Below are 14,620 nucleotides of genomic sequence, written 5' to 3' on the forward strand. Positions count from 1 at the left end.
TCAATCCTGGAGCCGTACGGTGACGGCGGAAATGTTGTCGCGGGCAGCGCGGCTGGTGGCCAGCTCCATCAATCGCGCGGCCAGTTCGGGCGGGGCCAGCTGGCGGCGGCATTCGGCGTCGATCTCGGCATCGGACATTTCCTTGTTGATGCCGTCCGAGCACAGCACGAACTGCATGCCGGGGCGGCTGCCGGCCACAACCCAGTCGACGAACAGGTGATCCTCGGCACCCACGGCGCGGGTCAGCGCGCCGGCGCCAGGTTGCGGTGGCACCGCGGCACTGCCGAACTGGGTGACGTCCTCCTTCATGCCGTGCACGTGATCGCTGGTGATCTGGCGCAGGCGGCCTTCCTCGAAGCAGTACACGCGGCTGTCGCCAACCCAGCCGCACAGCATGAAATCGCGGTCGTGCACCAACACCACGACGGTGGAGCCGATGATGTCCACACCACGGGTCACCGCGGTACGCACCAGGTCGGTGTTGACCTGCACCAGCGCGTCCTCGATCGATTCGATGAAGTCGTACACGCTGCCCGGCCGCGGTAGCGCGCCCAGCCGTTCGATGATCATCGCGCTGGCGTAATCGCCGGCCGAATGGCCGCCCATGCCATCGGCCACCACCCACAGGCCGACGTCCTCGCGCACCAGGATTGCGTCCTCGTTGTGCTTGCGGATCTTGCCGGTCACGGTATAGCCGGCGGATTGATGGCGCATCGTCATGGCGTGATCTCGATGATGGCCAAAGGCCAGTGGACCGCGGGCGACCGGAAACCGGCCGCGGCGGCGATGCGCGCTCGCGCGCCGTCGATGGAAGGCAGTGCCAGCGCCTCGGCCAGCAGTTCCAGCGGCAGTTGCACCAGCGCCTGCGTCGCCATCAGCAACAGGCGGTCGCCGGTGGCCACGGTGCAGGCTGCTTCCTCGCAAACCGGGCCGCTCGCGGCACCCAGCCCGGGCGCGGCGGCGGTGACGCGGCTGAACAGCAAGTCGTCGAACTCGCCGCCATGGCCGAGGCTGTCGTCGTCCGCCGCTTCGCCGGCGGCGAACAGCGCGTGCAGCCGGCCATGGCGGTAATGCCACACGCCGGCACTGCCGATGCGCAACACGGCAGCGTGCTGATGATTCAATTGCGCGACCACCACGGCGGCATCCTCGCTGACCGGATCGATCAGATCCTCGCCGCGCCGACGCAGCGGCGCATGCGAGGCCAGCAGGCGCTGGCGCAACACGCCGACGCCGCCTGCCAGGTCCGCGACATCCAGCTCATCGACCAGTGCATGCGCGACGGCGGCCGCCTGCCGGCGCGGATCGCGCAAGCCGTCATCGGCGGCCACCAGGGTCAGCGCCGCATCGGCGCGATAGCGGACCGGGCCATCCTCCAGCACGTCGCCCAGGTGGCTGGGCAGCTCGTCGGGCGCCGGGGGCACGATCAGGTCGGCGAAAAGTTCGGAGAGATCGTCGGGCAACAGGGTTCGCGGCGCGGCGGCGGCCGGTGTATCCGCCACCTCGATTGCTGGCGCCAGCGGAAACGCGATGCGCCGGTTCTGCGTGGTTTCCGCATCCGCACGGTGGCCGAAGTCGCCCGCCGACTGCCACGGCGCGCCCGCGTGCGCGGCATCGAGAAATGCGGCATAGGCCGCCGGTTGCGGCAGGCCGCGCGTGGCCAGCAGCGTAGGTGGCACGCGCGCCGCGCCCGCCGTCCACCACAGGCACCAGTCGCCAGCGGATGTCAGCTGCGACCACAACCCGCCCAACTGCGCTGCCCCCGCGGCGCCTTGCGCCAGCGGGAACCGCCAGTGACTGGCGCTGCGCCAGTCCAGCGGCTGCGGCGGTTGTGGTGCGGCAATCGGGTCGCCACTGCCGGGGCCGGCCACATCGGCCACCAGGCCATCGAAGGCCTCGGCGTGGATCGACGGATCGGCCTGCGCGCGCGCATGCACGCGCGCCAGCGTGTCGAACCAGTGGTCACCCTGAAGCAGCGCTTGCGTCACCGCTTCGCTGCGATTCAATGGCGCGGCGATCACCATCGGGAAACAGCGCCCTACCCGATCGCTGGCCGGCCCCAGCACCCCGACCCACGCCGCATCCCCGCAGATGCCCGCGGGCATCGCGAAACGCCAGGTCGGGCTGGCGTGATACACCGCTGGCCAGTCGTTGCCCAGCACGCCGCGGGCCGCGTCCACCGCGTGCTCGAAATGCTGGTCCCAGCAATCGACGAAACGCACCGGCAGGCGCCGCTGCACGAAATCCCCTACCCCGGGAAGCTTGCCGAAGAATCCTGCCCCTGTCGGATTCGGCATGCGCTCAGCCTCCGCACCGGAAGTGCTGCACCTCGGTGTTCAAGAACGGGTTGCGCAGATTGCTGGCCTGCAAGGTCACCTTGGCCACGTGTCCGCCAAAGTTGAAGCTGGCCAGAAAGCGCAGGTCCGACTGTTTTTGCAGATTCGCCGCCTGCAGCGCGCGGAAGAACGCCCAATCACCCTGGTAATCGAACGAACTGATCAGCGTGCCGGCGGTGTCGTAGGCGGCAATGGTGACGCTGCCCGGCTGTGGTCCCGGCCATTTCATCGCGGCACTGGTGGCGCCGCCGGGCTGGTATTCGTACTTCTGCCCGTCGACGTCGATCACCAGCTTGCCGATGGCCGGATCCAGCGTGGGCGCCAGGATCGTGAAGTCCACCTCGGGCTGGTTACCGCTGCGGAAATACATCTGGCGGATGTCGTCGGCTGCCTGCGCCTGCTGCAGCACGCCGGGCGGGCCGGCGACCGCGCCGGGGCCGGTTTTCCATTGCCAGTTGCGTCCGCTGGCATCGACCAGCTTGGCCAGCGTCTGCTTGTTGAACGTGTCGAAGCGGCCGCCGTTGCCGAACAGCTCGCCGAAGTTCTGCAGCGGGATTTCCGAGCGCCCGTTGGGCGCAAACGGATAGCGGCCACGGATGAAATCGGCGCAATCGTTGCCCACCGCCTGCTGGAACTGGTCGCCCAGCGCACCCTTGGTGCCGCTGGCCACCAGCGCCTGGCTCTTGCCGGTCAGCGCGTTGACCCAGCCGGATACCGGCGGCGGCAACTGTGCCGCTTCCTGCTGCGCCATCAGCAACTGCGGGTTGGGCTGGCCAGCCGCGCTGCTGAAGTCGGTCATCGTCAGCAAGGTCTTGCTGAGCTGGTCGAGCACGCTCAAGGTGCGGTCGATCGGCGCGGCGCCGGGTGCGCCATCGGTGAGCTTGTTGAGCGTGTCGAAATGCTCGCTGATCGCTGCACCCGGCTTCTCGCCGGTGTCAGCCGCCGGCGCGCCGTTGGCGTTGGCCAGCGCGCGCGACAACGCACTCTGCGTGGCCTTTTTCGCAGCGGCCTTCTCCGCCAGCGCTGCCGCGCTTTCGGCCGCGCTGGCCGGGGGCGCGCGCAGCATGTCGTGGGTGTTGTCGCGCACCACCTGCAGCAGGGATTTCAGCGGCGAGCTGGGGCCGGACAACTTGGCCGCGATCGCGCTGGCATCCTGGATGCTGTTGATCGGCTGCAGCTCCAGGTCATCGAGCAGCGCGTCCCATGCCTTGATGTAATCCTGCTGGTACAGCGCCAGCACCTGCTGCACGAGGCGCGCCCGTGCGATCGCGTCGATCTTGCTGCCGCCGAATACCCAGTCGTCCGCGGCAAACTGCTTCACCGCCTGCTCGATGCCCTTGCCGGCTTCGTCGGCGAACATCGGCTGGGTGAACAGCGCCGGCAACGGGTCGGACAGGGCTGCGCCGCTCTTGCGCCGGAACACGTTGCCGAGCAAGCCGAGCTCCTTGTCCAGCCGCAACGGCGGATGGTCCGCGCCGGTGGCGGACAGCTTGAGGCTGCCGTAGATCAGCGTGGACAGATCCGCCGTGCGCAGCGTGCTGCGCGCCTGCTCCACCAACGCGTTGTCGAGCGTAAGCGGATGCAGCCGCCCCGGTTCGGCCACCAAGGCCTGGAAGTGTTTGGACAACGCCTTCTGCAGTACCGGATCGTTGGGGAAGATCTTGCGCCACTCGATGTCGGTCAGCGCGATCAGCTGATCGGCGTCCTGATGCTCGGGCTCACCCAGCATCAGATAGCCCTTGAGGTAGTAGTACAGCGCCTGCGGATCGCTGGCGCTGCCGGTGAGCCCGCTGCGGAACTGCGACGCCACGCCCGGCAGCAGCACGCCGTTGAGCTCGCGGATATAGGCGTCGTGCACCTCGTCACCCACGGCATGCCCCTGGTACAGACCGAAGCGCATCAACAGCGGCACGTCGCCCTGGTCTTTGCGCGCCGTGTCCTGCACGGCGGACAACGCCTCCAGCCGCTCCAGCGCCATCGCGAAATAGGCTTTCTGGCTGGTGGCGGACGAAGGGTCGCTATCGGCCGAATAGCCCTGCAGCGACGTCTGCACCTGCGCCAGATAGGCCTTGTTGCGGCCGTAGCTGGTGGTGAAGCCCGCGAACAGCAGAAGCGTCAGCAGCAGCACACCCACGTACGAGGCGGCCTGCAGCAGCACCTTCTGCCGTTCCAGTTTCGGGTTGGTGCCGGCAAAGCCCGACTCCTTGAACAGCACGTCCTTCAGCAGACGCTCGACGAAGAACGTGCGCCGCTGCGCGCCCGGTGCCTGCACCTGCGCCGCATCCACGCCGAACGTGCGCGCCACCGCGCCCATCATGCGGTCGATCGGCGTGCCTTCCTGCGTACCCGAGGTGAGATAGACGCCGCGCAACAACAATGGCGTGCCGTACTTGTGCCCGCTGAACACGCCTTCCACGAACTGCTGCGCGATCTCGCGCAGTGCGCCCAGTTGCTGCGGAAATGACAGGATCGCCGCGCGCCGCGCCCGATCGCGCTCGGTATGCAGGCGGTCGAGGATGCGCGTGTTGAGCCGGTCCAGCAGCAAGCCGAATTCGTCGGCGAAACTGCGCGCGGCGGTGCCGTCGACGGTCTTGCCGACGGGGAACGACATGCCCCACACCTGACTGCGCAGCTGCGGGTTGAGGTCGTCGAAGAACTCGGTGAAGCCGGCGATCAGGTCGCACTTGGTGAACACCAGGTACACCGGCACGCCGATGCGCAGCTGCTCCACCAATTCGTCCAGCCGGCGCCGGATCGCCTGGATGTGCTCGTGCCGGCCGGTCTCGTCCAGCACCAGCAGGTCGGACATGCTCATGGCGATGATCACGCCGTTGATCGGCCGCCGCTTGCGGTACTTGCGCAGCAGCTTCAGGAACTCCGTCCACGCCGACGCATCGGCGCCGCGGTCCGAATCCTGCGTGGTGTAGCGGCCGGCGGTATCGAGGAACACCGCCTCGTCGGTGAACCACCAGTCGCAGTTGCGGGTGCCGCCGATGCCGCGCAGCGCTTCCTTGCCGAAGCGGTCGGACAACGGAAAGTTGAGGCCCGAATTCTGCAGCAGCGTGCTCTTGCCCGAACCCGGCGGGCCGATCACCACGTACCACGGCAAGGTGTACAGGTTGCTGCCGCCGCGGCGGGTCTTGCGCAAGGTGTCGATCGCCTCCTGGAAGCGCCCCTGCAACTGCGCGCGCTCGGCCGTGCTGCGGTCATCGCCCGCGTCCTGCTCGCCTTGCCCGGCCAGGTCGCCGGACATCTGTTTGGTCTTGCTGCGCACGCGCAGCTGCTGCACCTGCAGGCACACCACCCACACCACCACGATCAGCACGATCAGCACCAGCCGCGTGATCGGGCTGGCCAGCGGCTGCGAATCGCCCAGGCCCAGGTACGGGCCGCCCAGCCAGATCAGCACCGACAGCAACACGATCCCGACGAGGGTGATGAACCAGCCGGTCCTAAACAACGTCATCAGCTTGCTCACTCGCTCAACCCTCGGGGATGTAGATGATTTCGACGCGGCGATTGCGCGTGCGATTGGCCGGAAGATCCGGCGGCAGGGCGATCGGTTTCGACGCGCCGGCGCCGCTGGATTCCAGCCGCGCGGCGTTGTCGATGCCCTGGCTGAGGATCTGCAACACCGAACGGGCGCGCGCCGCCGACAACGCAAAGTTGTCCTTGAACTTCAGCGAGTGAATCGGCTGGTCGTCGGTGTGGCCCACCACGATCACCCGGCCCGGCACCTGGTTCAGCGCCTGGGTGATCTTCTGCAGCAGCGGCAGCTGCGCCGCGCTCACCTCGGTACCGCCGGAGGCGAACATCGACGGCGCACTCAGGCGCAGCAGCTCCTGCCCATCGTCGCGGTCGATGATGCTGAGCTCGCCCGCCTGTTCCTGCGGCGCCAGCAGTTGCTTAAGCGTCGGACGCGCGGGCTTGGGCTGGGCCTGGTTCAGGCGCGCGGTGTCCGGCGGCGTGGCGCTTTCCAGCCCGATCTGGGCGATCTGGCCGCTGGCCGGCGCCGACAGATCGTTGAGGCGCGAATAGAAATACACGAAGCCCGCCAGCAACAGCACCGCTGCCGCCGCCGCGATCACCCACAGCGGCACGTAGCGCACCAGCGGGTTGCGGCGATCCTCGACGCCGCGCCAGTGCGGCGCCAGCTCTTCCGCGGCCGGCGCGCGCTGCGCCTTGATCCGTCGGTACAGGTCCTCCTGGATCTCGGCCAGCTTGGCGCGGCCGCCGGACTCGATCTGATAGCGGCCGCCGAAACCCAGCGCCAGGCAGATGTACATCAGCTCGATCAGGTCGACATGCTTGGCGAAATCCGCGCACAGGCGCTCGAGGATCTGGAAGAACTTGGCGCCGCCGTACGACTCGCCATGGAAGGTCACCAGCAAGGTTTTCTGCGCCCAGCCGCTGTGCTCGCCCCACGGCGCGTTCAACACCGATTCGTCCAGCATCGCGCACAGCACGTAGCGTGCGGCCACCGCGGTCTGCGCGGGGATGCCGGCCGCCTGCGCGTGGCTTTCGAATTTGCGCACCTGGGCGATCACCTGCTCACGCAGGTGCGCGGCATCGGGCTGCGAGGCACTCAGGCGCAATTGCACCGCCAGCAGCAACAGCGCGCTGGCGGTCTGCACCAGCGGGTTCATGCCGCCGCCAAGAAACTCGCTGATTTCCGCCGCACTGGCCTGGTCGATACGCGGCGCCGGCCCGCGCGCCAACGATGGTGCCGGCACCGCGGAAGGAGGCGCCGCCGTGGGCGTGGCCGAGCGCGGCCGCACCACGGTGGCGTCGCGCATGGGATCGTCGTCAATGGGCCCGTTGCCGTTGTTCATGTGATCAGCCCCTGATGGCCCACAGTTGCAGGTCGAGACCGGCGAACTCGTCGCCGAAATGGAACGCGATGCCGCCCGAGGTTTTCAGCGGACGCCACATGGGCGAGTGCTTGTCGAACTCGAAATACAGATAGCCGGCGTTGTACGGAATCTGCCGCGGCGCCACCGGCATCGGCGCCACCGCGATGCCGGGCAGTTGCAGGTTGACCAGGTCGCGGATCTTCTCGACCGGGCCGATTTTCGATTGCGCGGGCAGTTGCCGGCGCAGGTCCTCGGACTTCATGTCGGCCTTGGCCGCCAGCACGAAGGCGGCCGTATCGAGCAAGGTCAGGTCCGGCACCACCGCCACCCACACGCCGAACTTGCGCTGCTGCAGCGGGATCGGCGTGGCGGTCTGCTCCATCACCGCGCTGAGGCTGGTGCGCAGTGCGCTTATCACCGGCTCGAAGCTCTCGCGCAGCAGTTCATGGCGGTACGGCGGAAACGCGGCGGGACGCTTGCCCGGCGCCGTGAACGTGGCCAGCTCGCCGGCCATGCCGACCAGGGTGCGGTAGAAATCCTCCGGGTGCAGCGACGGCGATTCGGCCAGGTGCGCGATCAACGGCTGGAACCGGTTCACCACTTGCAGCAGCAGGAAGTCGGCGATTTCCGCCGCGCCGCCACGGTCGGTCAATGCCACCCGCGCGGCCAGCGCCTCACCGCGTTGGTGCAGCAGGCCCAGCAATTCGGTGAGGAAGGTCACCAGCCGCGGTACCGCGCGGCAACTCTGCGCGGAGGGCATGAACGCCTCGTCCAGCACCACGCGCCGGTCGGCGCGGCATTCGACGATGCGCGCCAGCGGAATCTGGGTCAGCCCTTCCATCGGCTGCGATTGCGGCAACAGCCGGCTGCTCATGCCGCCGACTTCCAGCGGGGTCAGGCCATCGACGCTGCCGGAGGCATCGCGCACTTCGGTTTCGCGCACGCGGAAGCGGAACAGTTTTTCCGCTGGCGCTTCGGGCCGGCCGCTGTCCGGCTGCGTGGGCGAGCGCAGCGGCAGGGTGAGGAACACGGTCTGGTCGCGCCAGTTCGCATCGACTTCCAGTGCCGGTGGCAGGGGGTCGTCGTTGGGCATCGAGAACGGCGTGCCGTCGGGGAAGGTGCCGCGGGCGCTGCGGATGCCCAACTTGCCGATCGCCAGCAGGTCGGCCTCCAGCTCCAGTTCGGTGAAACCCCAGGTGTAGGGGCGCAGGGCGCCGGCGCGCAGCTCCACCAGGCGCTCCAGGTAGCGCTCCTGCTGCTGCATGTGCTGGGGCCGCAAAAACAGGCCTTCGCTCCAAACCACCTTGTTGTTCTGCGTCATCGCTTCACTTCCGCCCATCTTGGTGAACCATGCCGGCGCTGCCGCCGGACGTTGCCCGCCCGCATCGATGGATCGATGCGGGCGCATTCATTGCTGTCGTACCGCTACCCCTGCCCCTTCTCTTTCGTCGCTGTCGTGCTGCGACGCTCGTTACATGCGTGCTCAGCGCGGTGACGAATGGCTGGCCCGTCGCGCCGATTTCAGCCGCGACAGCTGTTCTTCATAGGCGCGAGCGAACTCGTCGCCGAACAGCCGCCGGAAGCATTCGTCGGGGTCCTTCATCAGGCCTTCGAAGTTGTCCTGGTACTTTTCCCAATACTTGCCCTTGCCGCCGAACGCGGAGCGTTTGCCACCATCGACCTCGTGCTCGAACCGTTCGGGGTTGAAGTGCGCCATCAGCGAATCGAAGCCCGCGCGCACACCTGCCAGCATCGCCATCTGGTGGCAGCGGATGTCGTCGAACGCGTCCTGGAACGCCGCCGAGCCGGACAGGAAAGCCGTGTTCGATGGCGCCATGATTTTCTGCATGGCTTCTTCGGCGGTGGGCGCGAATTTCAGCGGGTTGTTTTCCGAGCGCTGGATGATCGTGACCGGCAGGCGGAAGGTGTTCTTGATCTCCGCGCGTGCGCGCAGCACGTCCATCACGCCGTCGATCACGATCTGGAAAATCTGCTCGACTTCCGGCGGCATGGCGGGCGCAGGCGCGGCCGCCATCGGCGCCGCTGGCTGTGCAATCGGGGCCGGCACGGGCGCAGGTGCCGGTGCCGGACTGGGCGCCGGCGACTTGGCCCCGAAATCGCCCATGGTCAGGTCCCAGTTCTCCGGCAGGGCCTGGCGCTGGCCGGTGGTGGTGGGTGGACGGAAGTGATCCTCCAGCCCCACGTTCTGGTTCCAGTCGGAGCCGGCACTGCTTGCCGGCGTCTCGGGAATCAGCGGCGACGACGCCGGCGGCGCATCGAGGAAACTCAGCGGATCGAGAAACGCGCCCGCATCGCCCTGGCCGCTGCCGGGGATCAGGCTGTCGCCCAGCAGATCGCCGGGCGACGACGCGGCGGGCGCGCCGAGATCGAGCAGGCCGAAATCCAGCGGGTCGCTGGCGATCGGTGCGGGAGCGGCGGCCATCGGCGTCGAGGGCGCGAAGATGGTCTCCGCATTCCCGCTCTGCAGGCTCACGCTGACCTCGAAGGTGTCGATCTGCAGGCGATCGCCTTCCTTCAGCGCGGACGGGTCGCCCTTGATCAGCGGACGGCCGTTGAGCAGCATGCCGTTGGTGCTGCGGTCCTCGATGAAATAGATGCCGTTGAGGCAGCGGATCATCGCGTGCACGCGCGAAACGCCGGACGAACTCAACACCCAGTCGCAATCCTCCGATCGCCCGATGCTGCCGTCGCGCCCTTCGAACGCCTTCTGGCTGCGGCTGCCGAATTGCGCCGCCTGGTGTCCGATCACGGCCAGCAGCAATGTCTGTGGGGTCGACACGATCAAATCACCTCGAAGAAAATCAGCGCCGCGGTGCCCTGTCCGCGGCCCTTTTGTTGAATGGTTGAACGCCACGCCCGCGCGACCGCCGGCTGCCGCGCACCGCCGCGCAGCGGGTAATGACGCGACGGCATGTACTCAGTCATGTCGCGACCCCACCCCGTTGCCCAACAGCACCATAGCCCGTTCGATGAAGCCGTTGCGACGCTCGGTGAACTGCTCGATATCCAGCGCAGCCATCAGGTTGATGGAGGCCACCACGGCGCGCGCAGTGAGATGGTCGGCGGGCGGTACGGCAGCCTCCTGCGTGGCCGGCGCCAGGCTGCCACCCGACCATCCCGCCGATGCCGCGATCCACGCGCCCAGCGAGCGGTACTCGCCCGCGCTGGCAAAATCCAGCGCGGCGCGCCGGCGCGGCTCGTCGGGATCGCGCACCCACGCCTCGGCCAGCGCGGCACCCGCCTTGTCTTCCATCGACAACGACTGATCGCGGGCGCACTGGCACAGCCAGGCCACGGCGTAGCGCTTGGGCAGCAACCGCGCCAGCAGTTTCAGTGCCTCGGGTGTCTCACCCGCTTCGATCAGCAACTGCACCGCCGCCAACGGCGCCATGTCCGCGCGCAGCCGCGCGCTCGAGGGCTCGGACAGTTCCATCTCGGTGGATGCTTGCATTACCGCTGACATGTCGACGATTCCCCCTGCTCAACCAATCATGATGATGCCGCCGGACAACTGCGCCATCCCGTCGCCGGTCAGGGTCAGCTTGGTACCCTTGACCGTGGTCATCGCCCCGCCAGCCATGTCCAGCATGGCGTCCGCTTTCACTTTCATGCTGGCGCCCGCACCGATGTCCATGGTGGCGCCCGACTTGATGGCCACGGACGTCTGGCCGTTCACCTTCACCGAGCTGTTGCCGGTAATGGTGATGTTGACGCCCTTGATCTCGATCTCGCCCGAGCTTTTCATCACGATGCTGGACGAACCGGTGACCAGCTCGATCTCGCTGCCCGCGTCCAGCTTGAACTTCTGCCCGATGGTGGTGGTGCCGTTCTGCTTCACGTCCAGCGTGTCGTTGTTGCCCACCGTATGCTTGCGGTCGTTGTCGACCTTCTCCGTCTGGTCGTGCTTTACCGTGAGCGTCTGGTCGTTCTTGATGGTGATGGTTTCGTCGTTGTCGATCGCCACCACGTGGTCGTTCTCCACCTCCTCGTGCATGTCCTTCTGCGCGTGGATGAAGAAGTCCTCGCTGCCCTTCTTGTCCTCGAAGCGCAGCTCGTTGGCATCGGCCGCCACGCCGTTGAGGCTGCGGCTCTTGATGCCGCTCTGGGTCTTGTTGTCCGGCAGCGTGTACGGCGGCATGTTGTCGTTGTTGTAGACACTGCCGATGATCAGCGGCCGATCCGGATCGCCCTCAAGAAAGCTCACCACCACTTCCTGACCCACGCGCGGAATGTTCACCGCGCCCCAGGTCTTGCCCGCCCACGGCGACGCCACCCGCACCGGACAGGAGCTTTGCGCCTTGTCCTTGTCCGGCTTGTTCCAGTGGAACGTCACCTGCACGCGGCCGTACTTGTCGACGGCGATGTCCTCGTCGGTTTCGCTGCCAGTCACGACGGCCGTCTGCAGGCCCACGATGCGCGGGCTGGGCGTGGTGTGCGCACTGCGATACGGCAGTTTGCTGTCGATGGCTTCGAATGTGCAGGCAAATGGCTCAACGTCATTGCCATTGCCTGAGGCGTAATCCGATTCTTCAAGCTGGATGCGGGTGCCGGTCACCAGGTATTCGGCGTTCAACTCACTGCGCGGAAATTCCGTCAGCTTGAACAGCGCGCCCACCGCCAGACCACATGCATCGGTGCTGCCGTGATGCTGGGAATGGGGCACGTTCAGCGCTTCCAGCCGCGCCTGGGCGTAGCGCTGACCGTCGGCCGTCAGCACGTGGCTGCCCGGGTAATCGAACACGTCGAGACCCGAAACGCCGTGGTAGTCGCTGGTGTCACCGATCGTTCCGTTGGCAAGCAACGACGTCTTGGGGTTGAGCGGGTCGTAGTCGGTGAGCTGGAACTTCATCGAGTTCACGGTCTGCGCGCTGCGCCACTCGCTGATCGACGCGGAGGCGCGCCGGCTGCGATCGGCCACCGGGCTGTACGGCAGCTTTTCGAAGCCCGGGATGCTTGCATGTGCGCCCAGCGCATCGGCCAGCACCATCGTATGGGTGCTCGCGCTGTGGGTGAAAAAATAATAGATGCCCTCCTGTTCCATCAGGCGGCTGAGAAAGCTGAAGTAGTCCTCGCGGTACTGCACGCAGTAGTCGCGCTTGGGATAGTTGCCACTGAGGCTGTTCTTGACGTCGGCATAGCCGATCTCAGCCAGCACCGCGGTGATGATTTCGGGCACGCTCTTCTTGGTATAGATGCGGCAGTCGATCTTGCGCGTCAGCAACCAGGGCTTGGGTACCAGGGTGGCGCTGTACGCGGCATAGCGCACGTCGGCAATGGTCTCGAAGCCGGTTTGCGCCGCCTCGCACACGATGCCGTTGAAGTACCGCGTGTAACCGTCGTCGGCAACAAATTTCACCGTCATCGGCGTACCGAGCAATTTGCGCAGGTCGACCTTCTCGTCCTTGCACAGCAGCGCGACCTGCATGGAGAACAACCGGCCCAGCTGTTCGGTCGCGGTCATCCGTGCGAACAGCAGCTTGTCGCCGAGGTCGGTCGAAATTGTGATCGCGTGTGCCATCTTGTCGCGTCTCCGAAGCCGTGGTGTGCTGCGCTGAAGCAGCGTGTTTGCCATGCCTGATCAGCGCCGGGGTTCACCCCATCACCGGTCCAACTCGATCGCCGGGCCTGAACCGGCTCGGCGAATCCTTTGATCAGCCTCCGCAGAATCCGCTGCGAAAGTTGCGATCGCCGATATGGCTGGCGGGTCGCGTGACTTGTACGCGGTCACCTCATTCCGCTTCACCCCGCACGTCACTGCTGTCGCGGCGTGCAAGCACTACCCAGCCGCGCACCGGTTCGCCTGCCTCTTTGCGCAAGGTGTCCGGCACGATGCGAATGTCGTCGAAGCCGGTCTGCAGCAACGCCCGTTCCACGTAGTTGCGGGAATGCCGATAACGACCACTGGAAGACAGCTCACTGCGATCCAGCTCACCGTCCAGCGCTTCCAGCGTGAAGGCCACCCAGCCATCGGGACGCAATGCCGCACGCGATGCGCGCAGCACGGGCAGCAAGTCGCCGAAATAGACCAGTGTGTCGGCCGAAAGCACCACGTCGTATGCGGCGGGCTGCGCTTCCAGATAGGCGGTGAGCTCGGCTACGGCCAAGGTGTCGTAACCGCCGCGCAGGCGAGCCTTTTCGACCATGCCGCCGGAAAGGTCCACGCCCGTCAGCTGGCGTGCCCACGGGCGAATCAACGGCGCGCACAGCCCCGTGCCGCAGCCGGCATCGAGCACATCCAGCCGTGACTGCGGCGCTTCCAGCACCTGCGTCAGCGCATCGGTCAACACCTGGGGAGCCCGGTAGCCGAGGTTCTTCAGCAACTGCTCGTCGAAGCTTTCGGCGAAGCCGTCAAACACGTTGCGCACATAGTCATCGTCCGCCCGCGCCGGCGCGTCCGCGCCGCCGCACGCGGCCAGCATGTGTCGGGGCACCGGGTTCTCCGGCTCGCGAACCAGCCAGTCCCGATAGACCTGCGCTGCCTCCTCGTGTCGCTTGAGCGCATACAACGACACGCCCAACGCCTCCAGCGCGCGCACATTGCGCGGATCGATCTCGAACGCCGTGCGAAAGCATTCCGCCGACTGCTCGAGGTGCTCCACATTCTGTGCGTGATTGCGCAGGAACAAGCCCAGCAGATAGTGGCCCGGCGCAAACTGCGGCGCCTGCTGCAGCAACGCGGTATAGGCGTTGAAGGCATCATCGAGGCGGTCCTGTATCTCCAGCACCACGGCTAGATTGCTCAACGCGTTGTAATGCGTGGGGCCGCACTCCAACGCCCGGCGGTAGCAAGCCTCCGCCTCCAGGGGCCGGTCGCATTCCTTGTGGACGTTGCCCAAGTTGTTGTGCGCATCGGGATGCCGCGGGGTGATGCTCAAGGCTTTGCCGATGAGTTCTACCGCTTCATCGCTGCGCCCACACTGGTGGCACAGCACGCCCAGGTAGTGCAGCGCATCCGGCTGCATCGGCTGCAACTTCAGGATCTCGCGATACAGCTTCTCGGCCGTATCCAGCTCGTCCGCCTGATGCGCTTGCATGGCTTGCTGCAAGACGTTTGCCGTTGCATCAACAGCGCCGCGCTGGTACGGCCGCCGAAACGACACGTTCGCCCTGTCCGCCTTCGCTCTTTTCAGCTTCGACCTCATCCGATCAGCACCTTCATGCAGCCCAATACGATCACCCCACCGTGCGCCGTGCTGTCACCCATGCGCGCGGCGGGCTTGCCGCCGATCAGCACCTTCGGCGAGCCCTTGATGATCGAATCCGGCGGCCCGACGCAGGTCACCATGTCGCCCATGCACGCCGCCGGCAACCCGCCGATGAGTACCGTCGGCGCACCCGGCGCCATGATCGGGCCACCCACGTGCGGCACCGGCCCGGTGGTCATCGGGCAGGTGTGCATGTCGGTCAATC

General features: G+C 66.7%; 11 protein-coding genes. All 11 read right to left on the reverse strand.

Going from position 1 to position 14,620, the window contains the following annotated elements; translation table 11 throughout:
* The 11 genes from ASD68_RS15850 to ASD68_RS15895 all read right to left on the reverse strand — a co-directional run bounded on the left by ASD68_RS15850 (position 1) and on the right by ASD68_RS15895 (position 14,609).
* Complete coding sequence (locus ASD68_RS15850; RefSeq protein ID WP_056608500.1) at positions 1 to 720, reverse strand: PP2C family serine/threonine-protein phosphatase; 720 nt, start codon at positions 718 to 720, stop codon at positions 1 to 3.
* Positions 717 to 2,297, reverse strand: coding sequence for a type VI secretion system-associated protein TagF (gene tagF, locus ASD68_RS15855; protein ID WP_082546105.1), 1,581 nt, complete (start codon positions 2,295 to 2,297; stop codon positions 717 to 719). Before tagF ends, ASD68_RS15850 begins: the two co-directional genes overlap by 4 nt.
* A gap of 4 nt (positions 2,298 to 2,301) precedes the next feature.
* A complete protein-coding gene (gene tssM / locus ASD68_RS15860) occupies positions 2,302 to 5,802 on the reverse strand; it encodes a type VI secretion system membrane subunit TssM (protein ID WP_056608766.1) in 3,501 nt (1,166 codons plus the stop codon).
* 16 nt (positions 5,803 to 5,818) lie between these two features.
* A complete protein-coding gene (gene icmH / locus ASD68_RS15865; protein WP_056608507.1) occupies positions 5,819 to 7,168 on the reverse strand; it encodes a type IVB secretion system protein IcmH/DotU in 1,350 nt (449 codons plus the stop codon).
* Between the two features lie 4 nt (positions 7,169 to 7,172).
* Positions 7,173 to 8,510: a type VI secretion system baseplate subunit TssK gene (gene tssK / locus ASD68_RS15870; RefSeq protein WP_056608769.1), complete on the reverse strand. Its 1,338-nt coding sequence runs from the start codon at positions 8,508 to 8,510 to the stop codon at positions 7,173 to 7,175.
* Positions 8,511 to 8,672: 162 nt separating this feature from the next.
* Positions 8,673 to 9,989, reverse strand: a complete 1,317-nt coding sequence (tagH, locus tag ASD68_RS15875) for a type VI secretion system-associated FHA domain protein TagH (protein ID WP_056608773.1) — start codon at positions 9,987 to 9,989, stop codon at positions 8,673 to 8,675.
* Positions 9,990 to 9,991: 2 nt separating this feature from the next.
* Entirely contained in the window at positions 9,992 to 10,135 is a 144-nt protein-coding gene (locus tag ASD68_RS17015; RefSeq protein WP_156458441.1) for a hypothetical protein, read from the reverse strand.
* Positions 10,128 to 10,673 (reverse strand): hypothetical protein, encoded by a 546-nt coding sequence (locus tag ASD68_RS15880; RefSeq protein ID WP_056085501.1) that lies wholly within the window; start codon positions 10,671 to 10,673, stop codon positions 10,128 to 10,130. The genes ASD68_RS17015 and ASD68_RS15880 overlap by 8 nt, the downstream gene beginning before the upstream one ends.
* An 18-nt stretch (positions 10,674 to 10,691) precedes the next feature.
* Positions 10,692 to 12,728, reverse strand: coding sequence for a type VI secretion system tip protein VgrG (tssI, locus tag ASD68_RS15885; protein ID WP_056608510.1), 2,037 nt, complete (start codon positions 12,726 to 12,728; stop codon positions 10,692 to 10,694).
* Between the two features lie 211 nt (positions 12,729 to 12,939).
* Positions 12,940 to 14,244 carry a tetratricopeptide repeat protein gene (locus tag ASD68_RS15890; RefSeq protein ID WP_056608513.1) on the reverse strand — a complete coding sequence of 435 codons (1,305 nt, stop codon included), beginning with the start codon at positions 14,242 to 14,244 and terminating at the stop codon, positions 12,940 to 12,942.
* Between the two features lie 104 nt (positions 14,245 to 14,348).
* Positions 14,349 to 14,609: a PAAR domain-containing protein gene (locus ASD68_RS15895; protein ID WP_056608776.1), complete on the reverse strand. Its 261-nt coding sequence runs from the start codon at positions 14,607 to 14,609 to the stop codon at positions 14,349 to 14,351.
* Between the last annotated feature and the right edge of the window lie 11 nt (positions 14,610 to 14,620).

Source organism: Rhodanobacter sp. Root627, from assembly GCF_001427835.1.
GTDB lineage: Bacteria > Pseudomonadota > Gammaproteobacteria > Xanthomonadales > Rhodanobacteraceae > Rhodanobacter > Rhodanobacter ginsenosidimutans.